This window comes from Brotomerdimonas butyrica, assembly GCF_025567305.1.
Lineage (GTDB): Bacteria > Bacillota > Clostridia > Peptostreptococcales > Anaerovoracaceae > Lentihominibacter > Lentihominibacter butyricus.
Genome location: NZ_JAOQJP010000022.1, coordinates 1 through 20,918, shown reverse-complemented (window position 1 = coordinate 20,918; position 20,918 = coordinate 1). Strand labels below are relative to the sequence as shown.

The 20,918-nt window shown below is 51.7% G+C and carries 12 protein-coding genes; all 12 read right to left on the bottom strand.

All coding sequences use genetic code 11. From position 1 onward, the window contains the following. Nucleotides 1-155: 155 nt before the first annotated feature. A complete protein-coding gene (locus tag OCV59_RS11730) occupies nucleotides 156-2,099 on the bottom strand; it encodes an elongation factor G (RefSeq protein ID WP_147594625.1) in 1,944 nt (647 codons plus the stop codon). 93 nt (nucleotides 2,100-2,192) lie between these two features. Then, nucleotides 2,193-3,089 carry an energy-coupling factor transporter transmembrane component T gene (locus tag OCV59_RS11725; protein ID WP_147594624.1) on the bottom strand — a complete coding sequence of 299 codons (897 nt, stop codon included), beginning with the start codon at nucleotides 3,087-3,089 and terminating at the stop codon, nucleotides 2,193-2,195. Continuing rightward, nucleotides 3,086-3,832 carry an ECF transporter S component gene (locus OCV59_RS11720; RefSeq protein WP_147594623.1) on the bottom strand — a complete coding sequence of 249 codons (747 nt, stop codon included), beginning with the start codon at nucleotides 3,830-3,832 and terminating at the stop codon, nucleotides 3,086-3,088. Before OCV59_RS11720 ends, OCV59_RS11725 begins: the two co-directional genes overlap by 4 nt. Beyond that, nucleotides 3,814-5,688, bottom strand: a complete 1,875-nt coding sequence (locus OCV59_RS11715; RefSeq protein WP_147594622.1) for an ABC transporter ATP-binding protein — start codon at nucleotides 5,686-5,688, stop codon at nucleotides 3,814-3,816. Before OCV59_RS11715 ends, OCV59_RS11720 begins: the two co-directional genes overlap by 19 nt. Then, nucleotides 5,661-6,581 carry an energy-coupling factor transporter transmembrane component T gene (locus OCV59_RS11710; RefSeq protein WP_147594621.1) on the bottom strand — a complete coding sequence of 307 codons (921 nt, stop codon included), beginning with the start codon at nucleotides 6,579-6,581 and terminating at the stop codon, nucleotides 5,661-5,663. Before OCV59_RS11710 ends, OCV59_RS11715 begins: the two co-directional genes overlap by 28 nt. Nucleotides 6,582-6,596: 15 nt before the next feature. Beyond that, complete coding sequence (locus tag OCV59_RS11705; RefSeq protein ID WP_147594620.1) at nucleotides 6,597-15,113, bottom strand: DUF4430 domain-containing protein; 8,517 nt, start codon at nucleotides 15,111-15,113, stop codon at nucleotides 6,597-6,599. Nucleotides 15,114-15,191: 78 nt separating this feature from the next. Then, complete coding sequence (locus tag OCV59_RS11700) at nucleotides 15,192-16,379, bottom strand: DUF4430 domain-containing protein (RefSeq protein WP_147594619.1); 1,188 nt, start codon at nucleotides 16,377-16,379, stop codon at nucleotides 15,192-15,194. A 58-nt stretch (nucleotides 16,380-16,437) separates the two neighbouring features. Next, nucleotides 16,438-16,752 (bottom strand): cysteine-rich small domain-containing protein, encoded by a 315-nt coding sequence (locus tag OCV59_RS11695; protein ID WP_262584408.1) that lies wholly within the window; start codon nucleotides 16,750-16,752, stop codon nucleotides 16,438-16,440. A 757-nt stretch (nucleotides 16,753-17,509) separates the two neighbouring features. Continuing rightward, a complete protein-coding gene (locus OCV59_RS11690) occupies nucleotides 17,510-17,824 on the bottom strand; it encodes a DMT family transporter (protein ID WP_147594617.1) in 315 nt (104 codons plus the stop codon). A 2-nt stretch (nucleotides 17,825-17,826) separates the two neighbouring features. Next, nucleotides 17,827-18,309 (bottom strand): DMT family transporter, encoded by a 483-nt coding sequence (locus OCV59_RS11685; protein WP_262584407.1) that lies wholly within the window; start codon nucleotides 18,307-18,309, stop codon nucleotides 17,827-17,829. 561 nt (nucleotides 18,310-18,870) lie between these two features. After that, a complete protein-coding gene (locus OCV59_RS11680) occupies nucleotides 18,871-19,272 on the bottom strand; it encodes a DUF3592 domain-containing protein (protein ID WP_147594616.1) in 402 nt (133 codons plus the stop codon). A 467-nt stretch (nucleotides 19,273-19,739) separates the two neighbouring features. Continuing rightward, nucleotides 19,740-20,918, bottom strand: a 1,179-nt coding sequence (gene tuf, locus OCV59_RS11675) for an elongation factor Tu (RefSeq protein ID WP_147594615.1), incomplete at its 5' end; no start/stop codon positions are given.

Here is a 20,918-nt window from a genome sequence, read left to right as displayed (position 1 = left end):
GTCTTCGGCTTGTGGTTCGCTACACTTGGCGGTAAATACCCGTGACGGGACTTTCACCCGTAAGACTTATGCCATGCCTGGCACACGCGCAGAAAGGCTGCCTCTTGTGAGACAGCCTTCAGGGTTTGATTATGTTATATGTTATGTTAAGAAAACTACTTGCTTTCCTGCTGAGCCTGGTGATCTGCTATGATCTTCTGTGCGATCTGAGCAGGTACTTCTTCATATCTTTCGAATGCCATAGTGAAGCTTCCTCTTGCCTGAGTCATCGATCTGAGCACGATAGCATAGTCGAACAGCTCTGCCTGCGGTGCTTCCGCGATCAGCTTCTGTCCGCCTCCTGCAACAGGTTCCATGCCGAGGATCTTGCCTCTTCTCTTGTTCATGTCGCCCATAACGTCACCCATGTGATCGTCAGGAACGATGATCTCGAGCTTCATTACAGGCTCGAGCAGACAAGGCTTAGCCTCTGCGATACCCTTCTTGAACGCGAGCGAAGCAGCGATCTTGAACGCCATTTCGTTCGAGTCTACATCATGGTATGAACCATCGTACAACACTGCCTTGATATTAACTACCTTGCAGCCTGCGAGAGGGCCCTTTTCCATAGACTCTCTGAGTCCCTTTTCTACAGCAGGAACGTAGTTCTTAGGGATCGAACCGCCGAACAGTTCTTCCGAGAACTCGAATTCTTCCTGTGCAGGTGAGAATCTGATGTGAACGTCACCGTACTGGCCTGCGCCTCCGGACTGCTTCTTGTGCTTGCCCTGTACATCCGAATTGCCCTTGATGGTTTCTCTGTACGCGATCTTCTGAGGCACTGTCACCACATCCACGCCGAACTTGTCTTTGAGCTTGGCTGTAACTATGCTGAGCTGGATCTCGCCCTGTCCGCCGAGAAGCGACTGATGCGTCTCAACGTTTCTTTCGAGTACGAATGACGGATCTTCTTCCATAAGCTTATGTAAACCTGTGCCGACTTTTTCGTCGTCGCCCTTGTCCTTAGGCTCTATTGCTATGTAAAGCGCAGGAGCAGGGAATTTCACAGGCGGGAATTTCACGATGTTTGCCTTTTCGCAGAGAGTATCGCCTGTCTTCGTGAACTGCAGTTTTGCGATAGCCACGATGTCTCCGGCTTCAACTACCGGTGCCTCCACCTGGTTCTTTCCTCTCATGAAGAACATCGAACCGAGTTTTTCCGATTTCTGTGCTCTTGCATTGTATATTTCCTGACCTGATTTCAGTGTTCCCGAGATCACCTTAGCCAGCGAGATCTTGCCGAGGAACGGGTCTGCTATCGTCTTGAACACGAATGCAGCAGGCTTTCCTGCCGGATCGACCTTGATCTTGATATCTTCGTCCGCATCGTTCTTCGCATCGTAATCCTCGTGCTCTGCAGGTGTCGGTACGAACTTTATGAAATCATCGAGTACATCTGTTATTCCGTCGCCCTTTACCGACGAGCATGCCAGAACAGGCACGATGTCTCCGGATCCGATACCGTGTGAAAGTCCGTGATTGAACTCATCATCAGTGAACTCTTCCCCAGAGAAGAATTTCTCCATCAGGACTTCGTCAGTCTCTGCGATCGCTTCTGTCATCGCCTCTTTGTCGTCAAGAGTAACTACAGATGTGCCGAATTTGTCTTTGAGATCTGCTATGACTTTATCAACGTCAACATTATCCTTATCGGTCTTATTGATCAAGAAGAACTTTGGAATACCGAATTCTTTACATGAATTCCAGGCTTTTTCTGTTCCAACCTGAATGCCTGCTGAAGCATCTACCAGGATCGCTGCTGCTTCTACTGCTCTTAATGCCGAATTTACTTCACCGACAAAATCGAAGAATCCCGGAGTGTCGACAAAATTGATCTTTACGTTATTGTACTCTACAGGTACGATCGAAGTACTGATAGAATAACCTTTTTCGATTTCCATTTTGTCGTAGTCGGAAACTGTATTTCCATCTTCAACTTTGCCAAGTCTGCTGATAACGCCTGTTGCAAGTAACGCAGCTTCCAGGAATGTAGTCTTGCCGCTTCCGCCGTGTCCTACAAGTGCAACGTTTCTTATGTTTTCGCTCTTATAGCCCTTCATCAAATAAGTCCTCCCTAATTAGTTTTATAAAGATACCTTTATTATAGCATTGTAAAGGGAGTATTACAACAAGATTAAATGCAATTTTCTGAATTATCTAGTGTTTGCACTGCAAGATTGTCTCTGCCTGCTGAAACGCCACTCTCCATACAGCTGCAGGAGCATCGGCGACAGCATGAAGCATGCGTATGCAGCATAGAAAACATACGATGCCGGAGTTATGCGGTTCATTATCAGCCGGGGATCATAATAGATATGGGTCTGATCCAGCATCACAGCCATCATCGTCAGCGTGACGCACAGGAATGTGAACACGACATAGCTCCTGTCTCTGTTGTCGAATCTGTATATGGAAAACGCCGTGCGGCCTTTCAGCGAGTAGCCGCGGCTTTTCATGGACTGTGCGCTTTCCACGATGCTCTCCATGAACCAGGTGATGAGCACGGAAACCATTCGCACGCAGTTCGCTGCGCGTTTCCACAATGCTCCCTGCCTGCGCCCTCTTCCTACACCGGCCTGAGCGCCATCCACCCTGCCGGCCTGTTTCGCAAGTCTCGGCAGGCACCTCAGGATTATCGAGAGAAACAGCGACAGCTTCGGTGATATGCGCCCGAAAAGATAAACGACCTTGTCGGCTGAAAATATCACAAACAGGCATGACACCAGCATCACCACAGCTGCGGCCGACACTCCGGTCTGCAGCCCGTACACCACCGCCTCAAGAGTGATATGGTTGCCTATGAGGTTTTCTCCCAGGGACGTCACTCCGAAATGATTGTAATACGAATAAAGCCACGTATACCCGAAGATCAGCGGTATCAGGCACAGATCCGTCACAAGACCCCTGACGCCCCTCAGTTTCACCGAATACATGAATGCCGACGCATATGCGATCGCGACAAAAACGGGGTGATCGAACACCGCTGCCGATGCGATCGCGCCCGCAAAATATATGAGATTTATCACCGGATGGCAGCTGTCGAATCTCATGATGCTTCGCCCGCCTCCATGATCCCGTATTTTTTCTTTATACGATCCAGCTTTTCCAGCATCGGCCTGCACAGGATAAACACAGTTGCCATAGTCGATACCGCCAGTACCGCGTTGAACGGTATCCCCGCAGCCATGACGGACAGCACCGATGAAGCGTCAACAGCGCTGCTCATCGTGAAGACCGTGCACAGATCGAGCAATGGTCCTGTCACGAGCATTATCACCAGCCCGCTGAATATCGTGACCGGCAGCTTCTTTTCCGCAGTTATGATCCCTCTGCGTGCAAGCAGACCTGCGATGAATCCGGCGGTACCGTATGCGAACATCTGCCACGGAGTCCAGAGTCCCTGTCCGAAAATAAAATTGCTGACGAATGCAGTCAGCGAACCTGTCAGGAACCCGCCGCCCGGTCCGAATGCCATGCCGGCGATGATTATTATGCCGATCACGGGCTTGACCTGAGGCAGCATGATGAACGCCGCCCTGGAAGCGACCGCGATGCCGCACATCACTGCGATCATCACCATCTCACGCGCCTCCGGCCTGCGCCTTTCGAACTGAGCGAAAAACGGCACCATCGAGAAAATTATGATCAGCACTCCTGCTATGTAGTATCCTCTGCCGCCGAGGTGCGGCGCTGCAAACATGGCCGCCGGTATCAGCACGAAGACCGCCAGCAGTCCTGCCGCCAGTTTTCCGCGGCTGCGGCTGCCCGTTTTATTTATCTGTTCAGTTGACATAATCTGATCACATCCTCATCTGTAATAGCGTCGTCGAATATGTGACGGCTCATTCTGTTGGCTGCCGTCGTGTAAAAGCTGTTCTGCGAGAAAAACCTGTCCGGTGTATTTGTCGTGATGATGCTGCCGTCGAACATCATGCTCACGGTATCAGCATATCTGGCGCAGAACTCCACGTCATGCGATACCATCACTGTCGTCACGCCGCGTTTCTTGAGATCTGCGAGTATCTCCGCGAATTTTATCTTGAAAAAGCTGTCCATTCCTTTTGTCGGTTCGTCCAGGAGCAGTATCTCCGGCCCGGTCAGCAGCACCTTTGCCAGTGCCGTACGCTGCTGCTCGCCGCCCGACAGGTCGTACGGATGGCTGTCCATCAAGTCTTCTATATCGCAAAGCTGCACGATCCCGGCTATCGCGGAGTCTTTTACACTGCGAGCGTCTGCTGCGGACGGGGTGCCCGGCAGCATCTCTTCCAGCTCTTCTCTCACCGTCTTTCTGACGAACAGGCTCTTTGGATCCTGAGGGAGCATCGCCAGTTTACCGTGGAAAAGCTCGCCGCTCCTGTATTTTTCAAATCGTTTTCCGTCTATCAGCACTTTACCTCTGTACGGTCTGCATATGCCGCATATCGTCCGCAGCGCCGTGGACTTGCCGGTACCATTGCCTCCTACTATCGCAAATAGCTCGTTTCGCGGCACTTCGATGGAAAGTCCTCTCAGCACGTCAGGTGCATTTTTTTCGTATCTGAACCACGCTTCCTTTATTTCAAGCGCAGGCTTTGAAGACTCATGTTCAAGGGGAAGCACGCTCTCACAGCCTACCCGGATCGCGTCTGCAGGCACCTGCCCGGTCGAGTCAGCAGTTATCTGCCCAGACCCCCTGCGCTGCGCTGCAGCTGTCTGTCCATCTGCGCCCTGACTTCCTGCGGCTTCAGCCAGCGATCTGAACTTTATCTCTCTGCCTTCGAACTCACGGCTCAGCCATGTCCTGCCTTCTCTTACGGTCAGTGGGCACTCGCTGCCATCGACATCCGCAGATCCGCCGGAAGATCTGCCCGAAGACGGCACGTCCCCGTCTCTCGCGGAATCGCTCCTCACGCCGAAATATATCTGCATCGGAGCCGGCATCGCCGCAAACATCTCACTGCCGCTCTCATACAGCTGCTGTCCGACAGTCCTCGGACCCCCGCATGCCGCTATCCTGCCGCTTTCCATAACGACCACCATGTCCGATGCGTGCAGTATGTCCTCCAGCCTGTGCTCCGTGATAATCACTGTCGTTCCGAGCTCCAGATTGATCTTCCTGACTGTGTTCAGAAAGTCCGACGCCGCTATCGGATCCAGCTGGCTCGTTGGCTCGTCCAGTATGAGCACTTCCGGCTGCATCGCCATTATCGACGCCAGGTTCAGCAGCTGCTTCTGCCCGCCGGAAAGCTCCGCCACATCCTTGTGGAACCACCCCTGGATTCCGAAGTAGCTTGCCATTTCCGCGACGCGCAGGCGCATCGTCTTCTGATCAATGCCGAGGCTTTCAAGTCCGAAAGCCAGCTCGTGCCAGACCTTGTCTGTGACCACCTGATCGTCGGGGTCCTGCATGACATAGCCGATCATCGACGACTGTTCCCTGAGTCCGGCTTCCTCCAGCGGTCTCCCGCCGAAAAGTATATCGCCGGTCTTTTTCCCATGAGGAGCCAGCACGCTTTTCAGGTGCCTCAGCAGCGTAGTCTTGCCGCTTCCGCTCCTGCCGCATACCGTCACGTAACTTCCTCTTTCTATTTCAAGATTTATATCGTTCAGTGCCGGACGGCTGCCGCCCGGATAGTAAAACGTCAGATCTTTGATCTCAAAATGCGCCATTTTATCTCCTCCGTAATGTTCACCCCCGCCGGGATCATCAGAAAAATACCGTACGAGATCAGTCCCGCGACTGAAACCGGATCTCCTGCAGGCTTTATGTAAAGCTCAGGCGTATACGCGACTTCTGCAGCACCTGCGATGCAGCAGCATGCCGTCACTGCCATGAGCACTGCCATGCACGAGAGCATGATGCGATCTCTCAGCTCGAACCTGTACACTGAAAAGTTCGTTCTGCGGCCGCTGCCGTAACCTCTGCCCCGCATGCTGTCGGCCGTTACGATACCGCTCTCGAACGCCCATGAGGTAAGTGCCGAAACTTCCGCCATCCCGTTACGCATCCGTTCTCTCCTCCCGGAGGTTCGGCCGTCAGAGCCGCCCGCCATGCCTATGCATCTCCTCGCTGTCGAGATCTGCCTCAGCCTGTGCCTGTAGCCCGGCACCAGCCTGAGGACCATCGTCAGGATCAGCGATACCGACGGTGCCATCCTGCCGAACATGTGGATGAATTTATCACTTGTCATCACGACATTATAGCACGAAAACCACAACACCACAGCAGCAAACATCGCCGCAAGCGCCATTCCGTAAAACAGAGCCTCTGCAGTATACGGCCGCCCTCCCATGTACGTGAACAGCACGCGGCTGCCCTGCGTATTGAGCAGAGGGTTTATCAGCGTGACCGCTGCAAGCACCGGGATCAGCCCTGCCAGCAGCTTTACAGCACGCCTGCCCTTTACGATAAGATAGTAAATGACAGCAGAAACCACAGAGCACACCAGGAACCCGGGATGGATCAGCACCATCCCGAATACCACAGCCCCGATGAAAAACGTGAAGTTTATCACCGGACTGTATGTTGAAAATGTGTCTCTGTGGTTTCTTGATCTATACATTATTTAAAATACCCGCTATGCCTGTTTCTTCGTACGCCTTCTTGCAATGATAACAGCCGCGAGCGCTGCCGCTGCTGCCGCCGCTATGATTATCCATATCATATGATCCATTGTAGCCGATGCGACAGGCAGCAGGTCTCCCCATACTCCCGTCACGCCTGCAACAGCATACATCGAAAATTCCTGAGCAGTGAATACGAGGTATCCGTCTTTTTCAGTGCACTTTATAAAGCTGATGCCGCCTTCGTCATCGACGTGCACTATCACTGCAGAGTCGAAATCCTTCATGTCAGGTTTCGGCATCTTCACGGTCACAGGTTTCTCAGGCTCGTACCTGTCACCTGTGACAAGATCCCTGAAATATATATCATATGAAACGAGCAGTTCCGAATCATCATTCAGCTTTCTGCCTATATCGGCTGCAGTACTCTTGTCAAAGTCTTTTTTCTCGACGATGAGCCGGTAATGCCAGTCGATGCCTTCCACAATGATACCACTCTTTCCGTCTCTGTGCATCTCCGTTCCGATCCTGTCGAGCAACTTTTTGAAGTCACTGTAGTTCTTCACGAGCAGTTTATCGTCATCGCTCAGTGACTCATAAGCCTTGTATGCATCTATTATCGACTTTAGCTGATCGTCTGTGAGTTTCGATATATCTGCCGAGAGTGCATCCGCACTGTCCTCAGGGCTTATTATCGCATCAATCATCCTCATGACTTTATCTGCGTCTGTGAGCTTGCTCTTGATGCTCTTTGTCGATCCTGACGCCTGCTTGGTGCCGGTCTTGCTGCCGGAGCTGTTCTGTCCGTTACCGTCAGTATTCTCATCAGTCTTGCCTTCTATCTTTGCGAAGCTTTCAACATCCGACATGTCGAACAGTGTGGTCCTGCCTTCCAGCATCCTGTGGTATGACGCCAGAGCGTAATATGCCTGCTCAGTCGCGATACCGTTGTCTGACTCTTCACTTGTCAGCGTGTGTCTGAATGTACCGTCACTGTAGAATGATGCCAGCGCATCGAGCACGCTGCTGCCGTTCTTGATGAATCTTGCGTCCTCTGCCGGATCTATTCCGAGACTCGTGAGCGCCACGATGACCTGCGCATTTGATTCGGCATTGGCTGTTCCGTATGCTCTGAACTTGCCGTCAGCTCCCTGCATGTCGGAAAGCTTCGCAAGAGCTCTGTTCACTGCGTCATTGACTTTCTCATCTGACTTGCAGTAAGGCGCCAGAGCCTGGATCGCCATCGCAGTGATGTCGACCTCTGCGGATTTCTCATCTATCGCCCATCCTCCGTCTGCAAGCTGTGCATCGAGTATGCTGCTTATGAGGAGTTCCCTTGTCGTCTGAGAAGTACCCTTCGGCGCCTCAGGGATCTCATATTTATGAGAATCCAGGGCGATGAGCGCCCATATAGGACCGTTGATGCCCTGAGCCTTTACATAATCAAAGTCTGCAAGCGGCTCCAGCAGGTCATATCCTGCCACGTCGGTCACATCTCTGCCTATCGATGTGAGTGCCAGTATCACTCTCGAGTTGTCCGTCGACTTCGATGCATGCAGCTTCGCGCTCGACTTTTTCTTCACATATTTGAATACGTTCTGCGCGTAATCTTCTGCTGTGCTGTCTCTCATTATGCCTGCTCTCGCAAGTCCGAGTGCAGCCCATTCTCCATGCGACGTGCCTACGTCGAGACTGTATTTCTCTGTCTTCTTCAGGATCGAGTTTCCTGTCGTCCTGTACATCTCATCAAGTGAAGCACGTACAGCCTTCCTGAGTTCCTCGATCTTCACTATCGATGCATCCAGCTTCGCCTTAGCAGCTGCCGAAACGAGCTGCTTTGCTTCTTCACTCAGTGAGCTGTATGCGCTGTCTGCCTTATCCACTGCAGCGCTGTCTGCAAGAGTCAGCTTGTCCGGGTCAGGAAGAGCGTTTATCAGATCTTCAACCTCTGCGGCTGCTTCTGCAGCTGTCTTGCTTCCGGACCAGTCCACATCGTTGTAGTCGTCGACATAGAAGAAACGCATATCGTCTCCGTCCTTCAGCGTCACTGCGCTCATGTAGTCGGTGAACTTGCCGTTTATCGTGTACATCCATCCGCTGCGAGGTCCGTTCGAGAACTCGCCGAGATTTATCTTGTCATCCGGGAAGTACAGCGATGATACATAGCTGTTGCCGCTCATCTCGTATTCGATGCCTGCATCTGCTGCAGCTTTTTTGAACAGATCGAGGGCCGTCGATCCGAGCTCCATCGTATACTGCTTTCTTCCCAGCCAGTCGTAATATTCCTTGTGTTCGCCATCTGCGCCGTGAACGGAGTCGCCTATGATCGTTATCGTGACTTTGATCTCGTCTGCTTCGGCAGGCTTGTCTCCTCCGCCCGTGCTGCCTCCCGACGTGCCGCTGATCTCCCACTGGAGCACAGGGAATCCGTCGTTGGTGTTCTTCGTGTCTTCTGTAAAGTACTTGCTTCCAGCCTGGCTGTTCAGATAGTCTACGAACTTCGCCTTCTTCATGCTCTCCGCACTTGCACCGGTCGCCGTCTTGTCTGTCGCCGCACTTTCATTTTCAGCCAGGTAGTAGCTCCCTGTCGTCTGGCTTATATATTCTGTACCGGATATGCTTCCGAGCACTCCGTATGAGTAAAGTCCTGCTTCTACAGTTCCTGTGCTGTAGCAGCCCTGAGGTGCCGCGCATACCGTTGCCTCGCCCGCGATACCGCCTTTGTAGCTTGTTCCGCTGACGCTGCCTCTGTTGTATGAGCCTTCGATCACAGCGTAGTTCGTCATCACGCCTGCGATACCGCCTGCATATGACGTCGTGCCGCTCGTTCCTACCGCGCCGGTATTCACGCACTGGCTCACAGTTCCGTATGATACCGATCCAGTGATACCGCCGACACGTTCATTTCCTGTCACTGCCGCGGACGATCTGCACTGGCTGATCTGAGCGTTCAGACCCAGCTGTCCTGCGATACCGCCGACGTCACTCACGCCTGTCACAGTTCCGCTGAAAGTACAGCCCGTGATCTTTCCTTCCACATTGCCCGCGATACCGCCTGTATTGTATGATGTCCCACCTGCATTGACGCTTCCGGACACGTTCAGATCCTTGACGATACCCTTTCCGCCTACTTCACCGAAAAAGCCCTGATCGTCATTTTCCGAAACGATCGCAAGGCTGCTGACTGTCCTGCCTTTTCCGTCGAACGTGCCTGTATAAGGCTTGCCGCATCCGATCGGATACCACTTTTCAGATTTCAGTGCTATATCTGCCGTCAGCCTTGCATCTGCCGAAGTCGCGCCGCCGTTCACCTTGTTCACGAACCATTTCAGCTCGGCTTCATTCGATATCATATAAATGCCTGCAGTCAGTGTCGGTTCCTTGCATTCTTTCGCAGGCCAGATGCCTGCTGCGTCCCCTGTCTTCACAGTGCCTGCGGATGCTTTGATCTCTCCGGGCATCCTGCTGCTGGAGATCGCAACGCTTATCGTCTTTCCGAGATCGTCTTCCGTCACAGTATAGGTCTTGCCTGTAGCTGACTCTATCGCTTTGTTTCCTCTGTACCACTGGTATTTCAGGTCGGCGCTGCCGGCTTTGCCTGAGTATTCGGCAGTAAGAGTATGTCCCACTACCGCGTTTCCGCTTATTTTAGCTGTTCCTGTAAAGCCCTGTATGCTTTCCGAGCCGCACTTCACGATACCTGAAAGCGCAGGGTCCATGCATTTTACATATATCTTGCTGCCTGCCATATCGCTTGGCACTGTATATGTGTCTGAAACAGCTACTACCTCCTGTTCGCCGCTCCAGTCTCTGTACCATACGCATATAGGATCCTTCACGGACGAATCCCTGAAAGTCACCTTGAGCGTGTCTCCGACGCTGACGTCCGAAGGCAGTGAAACTGTTCCATCCGCTGCGCTCTTTACAGGAGTCATTTCCGTCAGATCTCCCGCCTTCGTAAGCAGTGTCGCGAGCGGAACTGCCGTACCGCCGTTCGAACCGCTGTCTGCGATGTCGCGCAGATCCAGATAGTAAGCTTCGCTCACACCGCTGACCACTTCGCCTACGGCGCCTCCGACACGGAATTCTTCGCCGCTTTCCGTATCGACATATGCTCCTGTCACATCACCTGTGCTGTAAAGTCCTTTCGCTGTGGACCCTGTCGTGTTTATACCGACGCATCCGCCGGTTCCGCTGCCTCTGCTGACTACGTTTCCTGTATTGTATACAGATGTCGTCTGCGAATCGTTTCTTCCCGCGATGCCGCCTGTGAATACCGTCTGATTCTTCACAGTGCTTATCACATGTCCGCTGTTCGCACATCTGCTGATCTTTCCGCTGTTTTTACTGTCGGAAGTGTTGTCCGCAGCGATACCTGCTGCAAATGTCCCAGATGCGGTGATCATAGCTGTATTCACCGAGCCTGAGACAGTTCCCCTGTTCACTGCGGTGATGCCGGCTATGTACTGCCCACCTGAGACTGTTCCGTTGTTTGTGCAGTCTTTTATCGTGCCGCCTTCATTGACTGCAGCGATACCTGCGACACTGTTGCCGCCCTTTACGGTAACGTTCGACGTCACCCCGGAAACAGTTCCTGCGTTTATGGCTGCGACTGCTGCCGCATTGTCCGCATTTCTCACCGTTCCCGATATCTCAAGAGCTTTGACCGTTCCTGCATTGTATGCGAAAAGTCCCGCGCCGCTGCCCTTTGCATAAAATCCTGTTATGCTGTGGCCTGCACCGTCCAGACTGCCTGCGAATGCCGTATCTGCATCGCTGCCGCCTGCAGGCTTCCATGCTCTGTTGTTGAGGTCTATATCCTTCGTCAGTACACCCTTTATCGCTCTGTCTTCTGCGATCTTTTCGGCGAACCACTTAAGGTCACCTGCCGTCTCCAGCTGATACACTCCGTCTTTCTGAGCCGGTGCTTCTGCCGAAATCCTGCCGTCCCATCCGCCTGCAGACGGTACCGGCTCTCCCGGATCTGTTGACGGCGCATCTGTCTGCCAGTTCAGTACCGGATATCCGCCGTTGATGCCGTCTTTGTCAGCGCTGAAGCCTGTTCCGAGGTCAGCGTCTTCCGAGCCGCAGCTCAGCTGCATGATGTCAGATGCTGATCTTGCAGCTGCTGTTCCGCTGACACTGCATCCATTGACCGCTCCGATCCAGTCGTCTGCCAGACTTTCCAGATAGTACACATTATTGAGCGTCTTGCTCCCACGTGCAAAATCCATATTTCCTGCAACGCCGCCGGCAACAGTACCTTCGAGGCTTCCTGCCGCATATGCATATTTAATGCTGCCGTATCTGAGCTGTCCCGTGATACCGCCTGCACAGCCAGACGATGCCGTTGCCTTGACGCTGCCGGTACTGTATACACTTTGTACAGTACCTCCGTTATATATCACGCCTGTGATACCGCCCGCGTATGACGTACACGTCACATCGCCTTTATTGTACGAATCCGTAAGCGCGCTTCCCGAGGCAGAGTAGATCCTTCCGGCGATGCCGCCTGCATATGCTGCTGTCGCAGTGACTGATGCTTCATTCGAACAGCCTGAAACGCTGCCGCCTGTATCGAGTTCTCCCACGATACCGCCTACATAAGATTTGCCTGTAACTTTGACATTCGCAGCCGCATGGCAGCCTGTCATATTTCCTGCCAGATCTCCGACGATCGCGCCTGTATAGCTGCCGGTCGAAATGAATATACTGTCAGCAACGGTAAGATCCTTTATCTGTCCGGTTTTTCCAACGTATCCGAACAGGCCTGTATTCGATGTCGATCCGTTATTCACATAAAGGCCTGATATCGTATGTCCGCTGCCGTCGAATGTACCTGTATATGCTTTGCTGCTTGTCGTGCCTACAGTCGACCATTTGTATACTGCACTGCCGGGAGCCGCATCGACAGAATCATTTATCCTGATATCTGCCATCAGCTTTGCAGATGAACTCAGTGCTGCCTTGCTGTCGAACCACATCAGCTCGTCAGCTGTGTATATCAGATAAGCTCCGCTCTCATCCTTTGCAGGTTCCGAGAGAGTGCTGCCGTCCCATGAGGTCTGTATTTTCAGATATGCCTCATCGAGAGTCAGATCCGAATAGTACACGGAAAACTCACCGCTTGCCGGCTTGTATCCCGGACTTGTTATCTTGTAGCTGTAGCTTCCGTTCGGGAGCGAAAAGCTTCCGTCATCCTCAGCCTTTATAACAGCGTCAGGATATTCCACGCTCATCACGGTTATCTTGGTCTCGTTGTCCTGACCGCCCTTTTCTTTAGTGAAAGGTATCTTTACCTTGTATTTAGTTTCTTCTTTAAGTGTTATTGTCTTCCGGTCGGCAGCTGCATCGCCTTTGACCTTGAAGCTGCCGCTCTTCGCAACATACCCGAATTTCTCTGCCTGATACTCATACGGATTGCCGTTTTTCGCAAGCTGATATGTGCGTCCGTCTGCAAGAGGCTTCTGTCCTTTTACAGTCAGAGTCGCATCCTCCGGCACTGTCTTGAACACGTAGTCGTACTTCTTTACTTTCAGGTCGACTGTTATCGTCTGTCCGCCGTACGCTACTGTAAAGCTGCCGCTCACGCTTTCACACTCGTCACATGTTATCTCATAGCTGTATGTGCCGTTCCTGAGAGAAAATGTGCGGGTGCCGTCTGAAGGCTCTACATCGCTGCCGCCTGCATCCTTTACGACAAGGCTGGCTTCTTCAGGGGTTATGTTGAATTTCACCGCATATTTCGCATTCGGATCCTGCCATCCGAGTGCCGGATATGCGTTATCCTGCACGATATAGTTATCTCCAAGCTCTGCTGCAAATCCCGGAGCGATCATCTCCTCGCGCGTCTTCGCAGTTATCCCTTCTGTATCGCTGCTGTATCCGTCTCCCTGTGAAGCCGCATCTGCTCTGTAGTATGAATTGTCTGCGCTGACAAGGTCTTTCGTCTCTACACCGTTGTAATTTTTACCGATGCTCGTACCTATGACTCCACCTGCAGTGACTCCTGAAACACCTGTGCTGTCCGTCACAGTACCGGCATTATAGCAGTCCAGCACTGCAGCCACATTACTGTTTGACGACACTCCTCCTATTATACCGCCTATGCCTTTTGCATTCGTGTCATTGAATGTCGCTGTCGGAACTGTGCCGCTGACATTTCCTGTATTGTAGCATGATTCGATCGTAGTCGTCTTGCCGCTGGATGCGCCCAGTATACCGCCTGTCTCGTATATACCCGTGACATCGCCGGTATTGAAGCATTTCTCTATCGTTCCCGTTATCCTTCCGGCTATACCGCCCGTTCCCTTTATCGTACTCGTTATCTCTCCCGTGTTGCCGCACATCGAGATCACGCTGTCCGATGATGCTGATCCTGCTATACCGCCAGTGCAGTATACATATCCTCCCGGCTTGCCGCTGTTCGTGACAGCTGCGCTGTTGAAACAGCTCTTTATCTCTGTTTTCCCTGTTGCAGTCGCAACTACACCTCCGAGATAATCCCCGGCAGCTGAAACCGGTGCAGTATTCCTGCATCCTGATATCACTGTGCCTGTGCCTGCGAATGCTGCGATACCTGCCGCATATTTTGCCGAGCTTACTGTCACAGCATTCGTACAGTCAGTTGTTGTCACAGGATTGCCGTAAGCGACTATACCAGCAGCATACTCAGCGCTGGTCTTTATACTCCCGGTTACCGTCAGGTCTTTCACTTCTGCGCCTTTAGCATATCCTATCAGCGCCTGATATTTACTCGAGCTATTTATATTTATCCCTGATATCGTCTTGCCGTTGCCGTCGAATACACCACCATATGCTATATAATCACTGTATGTATTCGTCATCGTGCCGATCGGAGTCCAGTCTCTGCCTGTGAGATCTATGTCCGCAGTCAATACCGCGCAAAGTGCAGACGTGCTCTTTTTAGCGGTTTTGTTGACCTGCTCGGCAAACCACATGAGATCGTCGGCTGTCGCCAGTCTGTAAGGTGCCGTTTTCGTGCCATCGCCTTCCGGGGCTGCTGACTCTGCTGATCTTGCCGGACTTTTCACAGCGGTACTGTCCTTTACTGTGACAGCTGCTGCTGGACTTGTCGCTGACGCTGAGACTTCCGAAGCTGTGCCCTTTCCAATAACAGAAGTAACGATGACTCTGTAGTACGAGAGCCCCGCCTTGTCCGTCGGCGGCACGTACTCTGCACCGTCTGCATCGTCTATATCCACGAACTCTTCGTTGTCCGCACTTTTCTGCCACTGATACGAAAGCTCTCCGCCGTCATCTGACGATGCAGTGACCGTGAGTGCTTTCGCCGTATCTCCCACAGCATATGAAGCTTTCTGCTCCGAAAGATCATTCTTTATGACCGGTGCCGGCGCAGTCGACTGAGCCGCATGCTGTTCAGCTGTCTGCACAGCCGCGCCCGATCCGGCCGTCTCTCCATATGCCCAGGATGGCATCATCGCAGTAAGCATCATGATGGCTATCAGTGCTATACTGAAACTTTTAAAAATCCTGTTTTTCCTCTCCATTTAGTTCCTCCGATATGATTTCAGATCTTATCTGTTCTGATCACCGGCATTCACCGGCGGATACACGGTTTGATGACATCAGATACCATTGCAGGTATAGCTCCACACAAGGACATCGCCTTCTTTCATCTTGTATGAGCTGCTGCCGTAATTAGGCATCCATCCGTTGACTCTGTATGTCCAGCCCGACCTGCTGCCGCAGTCGAACTCGTACAGGTTGTTTATTCCTTCTATATAATAGCTGCCGTACGCAGGTGTGTATGAATATTCAAGCTGTATGCCCGCCGTGTCGCATGCTCTCTTTAGTATGTCGAACGCCGTGTCTCCCTCTCTGAATTCCACACTTGAGGACGCCAGTATCACGCCGTTTGAAGGGACGAAGCTCTCTTTCCCGCTCTTCAGCTGCCCCATGTTGCTGAGCACCGAGCTGCATTCTATCTGCACCGTGCACAGCTTCACAGCCTGGCTGCCTGATCCTGAGCCGGCACCTGAAGCGCCTGACTGTCCGCTCTCAGCTGCGGCTATGACTTCTGCTTCATGTTTCTTTTTCTGCTTCTCTGTTTTCTTTATCTCAGCTTCGCGGTCTGCTGTGACCTTGTCCAGCTCGCTGCCGCTGAAACATATGTCGTGCCCGTCTTCGCCTGCGGTCTTCGCCTTTTCGATATTGAAATCATTGAGCGATCCTGCTTCAAGATCTGACACAGTCATCTCATCGCCGACTATGCTTACTGTCTGTCCTTTTTTCGCCGACTTTTTCTCATCGCCGGATTTTACTGTAATGCTGCCGTCGAAGACGTTTATCCCTGCAGATCCGGTCTGCACATTGACTGAAAATACGCTTCCATCCGAGCTGATCTCGCAGCTGCCTGCCTCTACCTTCCTGAACTGGTCACCCTTGTCGAGGACCGCAAACAGCTCACCGTCATCAAGCGATATGTCCAGCCGTTCTTTTTCCAGTCCGGATAGTTCCGCCTCTGTGTCTTCGGAAATGTAAACCGTGTTCTTTCCGGCGATCACTGATGCTGATGAGCTCGTCCCGGTGTCTATCACGTCGCCGTCCTTCAGCTGTGTCTTTTCATCCAGCGTGTAGCCGACGCCGCTGCGCTCGATATTGACGATGCCTTTCACATCCTCAGAATATGCAAAGCCGTCACTGCTGAACCAGCCGCGCAGCGCGCCTGCCGTCATTATACCGCAGAACACTATCACTGCTATCAGCACCGCCATCAGCACATTGAATATCTTCGTTCGCTTTCTGGTCTCCATGTTTTATCTTCTTCCTCTCATTTGATCAAATAGATATATAGTACATATATTTCGAATCTCACCGACTGTGATGTCCTGCCGCTGCAGTCATATCGATCACTTCTCCCATGCGCGACATCACATAGTCATACGAATCTCTCCTGTGAGGCCTGAGGCACCTGCTGCAGTCCTTGATGCCGCTGTCTAGATACACGTAATCGCCTCCGCATTTTTCTCCCAGCGCATAGAGCGGACAGTAGCAGAACAGGCAGTTGAACCCGGCTTCGTCCGATGTCTCGTGGCATGGGAAAAACTCGCACTTTCTATGGTTTATGAATTTATAGTTTTCTGTGAGGCTGTCTGCCTCTGCATCAGGGCACTGATTTTTCTTCATCGCGCAGTCCCTCCTTCGACTCATCACAAAAGACTGACAAAAGTGGCTTCGCCATGTATTTTCATATGAAACTTTTGCTTATATCCCGTAAATATCTGAAACGATATTTACTGCATAAAAAAACACCCGCTTCCGGGTGTTCTCCTCAATAATCGCAATGCAAAACCGGCAATGAGCATAAATCAGCACAGCAGAAAACTCTGCATACCGTATCGCTGCATCTTTGCATGACATGATGCATTACCATATGCGTACGCATTCCCGCAGTGCCGCCATTGCTGACACTTCGCAACTATCTGGTCTCACCTCAGAAGACTCCGATAACAGACTGACAGGTCTCCCGACTTAACCCACGCCGCGTTTCTGAGGATATCTCGCTTAGACGATATCGTGCAGAAACCTGCAGCACCTACAAGGACGCCTTCCCGAAGCATTTCAGTATCGTACTGTCAGATGATCTGACGTCATATCCGCCCTGTCGTCGCGGCCCGATATGCTCTGTCTGACAATACTGCTGATGCTGATACGCCCCAGTGGCCTGCCGGCGGGTCGTCCCCCGCCTCATCCGTTCGCTGGTATCACGGTTGCTGAGACACAGTGCCGGATTCACACCGGCTTCCGAAAAAATGTCATAGCCTGCATTATTAAATTCCATAATATAATATATTAGTTATATCGGCATCTGTCAATCACTTTACGAACATCAATCATTTTACCAATAATCGCTCGCCAAGAGCAAAGGCTGCTTCGATCCGCTCTATGAACAAAGCCTCAGCCCTATTACCCCTGCCACGACCATGATCATGAACAGCATCTTCTTTTTGTCGCGGCTTTCTCCGAACACGATTATCCCGAACAGCATGGTGAACACGGTGCCAAGTCCGGTCCAGACTGCATATGCGATCCCGAGGGGCAGTGTTTTCGCTGCTGTCGACAGCAGGAAGATCCCCAGCGCTGTTATCAGTACCGTCAGTATCGTATATTTCTTGTTTTTGAATCCGTCCGACAGCTTCATGCAGACGGTGAATCCCAGTTCACAGAACGATGCGCAGACTACGAGTATCCACATCATGATCAGTCACGCTCCTTTCCGCAGTTTCCGGCTCCGGCTGCTGCTCCACCGACTGCTGCATTGCCCGCAGCAGCTGCGCCTCTCTCACCTTCATGACCTTCGTTTCCTTCATTTTTCTCACTATTTTCATTTTCTTCATCGCCTTCGCAGAACTTCAGCCCGATGATCCCTGCCAGCAGCACCAGCAGCGATACGATCTTGAGCACGCCTGCGCTTTCCCCGAAAAACACGAGTCCCAGCACTGTCGTTCCTGCTATGCCGATACCTGTGAAGATCGCATACGACATCCCTATGCCGAACTCGCGGATGCCCCTCTCCAGCATGAAAAAGCTCAGCGCCAGAAAAAATGCGGTTATCAGTGTCGGCAGCGGACGTGTGAACCCGTATGACAGCTTCATGAAATACGCCCACACGATCTCTATGAGGCCGGCTACGATCAGACAGATCCATGCGATCCGGCTGTTCTTCTTCTGTTTTGCTTCCATTTTCTTCTCCTTTGTTCTGAATGCTGCAAAAGCCCGGGAAAAGTAATTCTATACTTCTCCCGGGCTTTTTTCCCTCCGTGTCAGCCCGCCGCCATTCCGGCAGGTCCGTTTTCTCTCGGACCAGCATATATCCTGCCTGGCATGTACGCGCGCTGCAGATCTTTGCACCTGATGCAAAAGCTCTGCGAAAAGATATACGCAGGGGCTTCAGGCACCTGCAGATCTTTGCGGCTCTAACGCATATCTGATGCGTACTTCCCCGCTATGACCGCGGCTCTTAAAGCGCATGTCCGGATATATCGGAACCCTAGAAAACTTTTAAGTCTGTTTTATTATACATTGCCGTGCCGTTTATTGCAATGCCCTGTGCGAGCCTGCGTTTGCAAGCCTGGCGTTGTCATGCAGATGCATGATCCCGGCATCGTCATGTGAGCCGGCGCGCTGACAGCACTCATCTCTGTATAATTGCGTTCGACCGTGACTCTGATCCCAGCGCGATGACAAGCGTTGAAACCGTGATCGCCATAAGCTGAACGGGATAGATATGCTGTTCGATGACCATCAGCCTGTAATGAACCCATCGTTGCCTTTTATCAGTGCCCTGACAGGATCTGTCGGATCATGCTTAACCGTTACGACCGATCCTTTGCGGATATCGCCAATGACCGGCGTCTTTCGCTGCCCTACAGGTATCGCCCCGGCTTTTATCGTGCTGCTTTTCAGCTTGACGCTCTCTTTCACAGTGTACTCGATACCGTTCACGCTGTAGCTCACGGTCATGACGAACGGTCCGTCACTGCCTTTAAGTCTGAGATCTGTTATGATCCCCGGTGTCTCGCACGTATAACGCTCATTATTTGATTTTCGTCTGTACCTGCTGATTTTGTATATCGCAAATATGCAAATCAGCGGCACGAATATTATTATCGCAAAGATCATAACGATCATCGCTCCGTCACTCATGATCATCCTCCGTTCCCGATCACGATCAGCGGTTACATCTGATCTATACTCGACTGGTATTCTAAAATGTGCAGGAATCCTTTTTCCAAAAATTTTCTGCTTTGCACCTTTTCTGCACAAATTTTAATGCCGTTGTGCATTACTTTCGCATTCGCCTGCATCCTGCACAAATACACTCAACTCTGATCCGTTGAAGCTCCGTCAATTTCTCTGTGAGAAATTTCCTGTATACGAAAAAGCTCTCCGACCGTTTCGATCGGAGAGCAATATCTGATATTTTAACAGGCAGTCGATGGCCGTAAAGTTCCAACGCTTTGCTCCAGCAGGCATAGCCTGCTAATGTCCGTTCCGCCGATTCAGGCAAAGCCCGGTGCAGAAAGGCACGCACTAAAGCGCTGCACTCCCGGCAAATGAAGTACCGCCGCTCTGGCTTCGCTCACGCTCGCCACTCACGGGGTCATCTTCACTTATTCGATGATCTCAGTTACAACGCCTGATCCTACTGTTCTTCCGCCTTCTCTGATAGCGAATCTAAGTCCTTCTTCGATCGCGATCGGTGTGATCAGTTCGATCGTCATTGTGATGTTGTCTCCAGGCATGCACATCTCTGTTCCTTCAGGTAACTGCAGATCTCCTGTTACGTCTGTTGTTCTGAAATAGAACTGCGGTCTGTATCCGTTGAAGAATGGTGTGTGTCTTCCGCCTTCTTCCTTCTTCAGTACGTATACCTCACCCTTGAACTTTGTGTGCGGGTGGATAGTTCCAGGTGCTGCCAGTACCTGTCCTCTTTCGATCTCATCTCTCTGCACGCCTCTCAGAAGTGCTCCGATGTTATCTCCTGTCTCTGCCTGGTCAAGCAGCTTTCTGAACATCTCGATTCCTGTTACTACTACTTTTCTCTTCTCTTCTGTAAGTCCGATGATCTCTACTTCGGTTCCTACTGTCAGGCTTCCTCTTTCTACTCTTCCTGTTGCTACTGTTCCTCTTCCTGTGATCGAGAATACGTCCTCTACAGGCATGATGAACGGCTTGTCATTGTCTCTTTCAGGTTCAGGGATGTAGCTGTCGATAGCTTCGAACAGTTCTACGATCTTGTCTCCCCATGGTCCTGCAGGATCTTCGAGTGCCATCAGTGCTGATCCTCTGATGATCGGTGTATCGTCTCCCGGGAAGTCATACTGGTCTAACAGTTCTCTTACTTCCATTTCTACCAGATCAAGCAGCTCTTCGTCGTCTACCATGTCGCACTTGTTCAGGAATACGATGATGTAAGGTACTCCTACCTGTCTTGAAAGCAGGATGTGCTCTCTTGTCTGAGGCATAGGTCCGTCTGTTGCTGCTACTACCAGGATAGCTCCGTCCATCTGTGCTGCTCCTGTGATCATGTTCTTTACATAGTCAGCATGTCCCGGGCAGTCTACGTGTGCGTAGTGTCTGTTCGGTGTTTCATACTCTACGTGAGCAGTTGCGATAGTGATTCCTCTTTCCTTTTCTTCAGGTGCCTTGTCGATCTGGTCGAATGCTACGTCTGATCCCAGTCCGTATCTCTGGTGCAGTACTGTTGTGATAGCTGCTGTAAGTGTTGTCTTACCGTGGTCTACGTGACCGATTGTTCCGATATTGATATGCGGTTTAGTTCTTTCAAA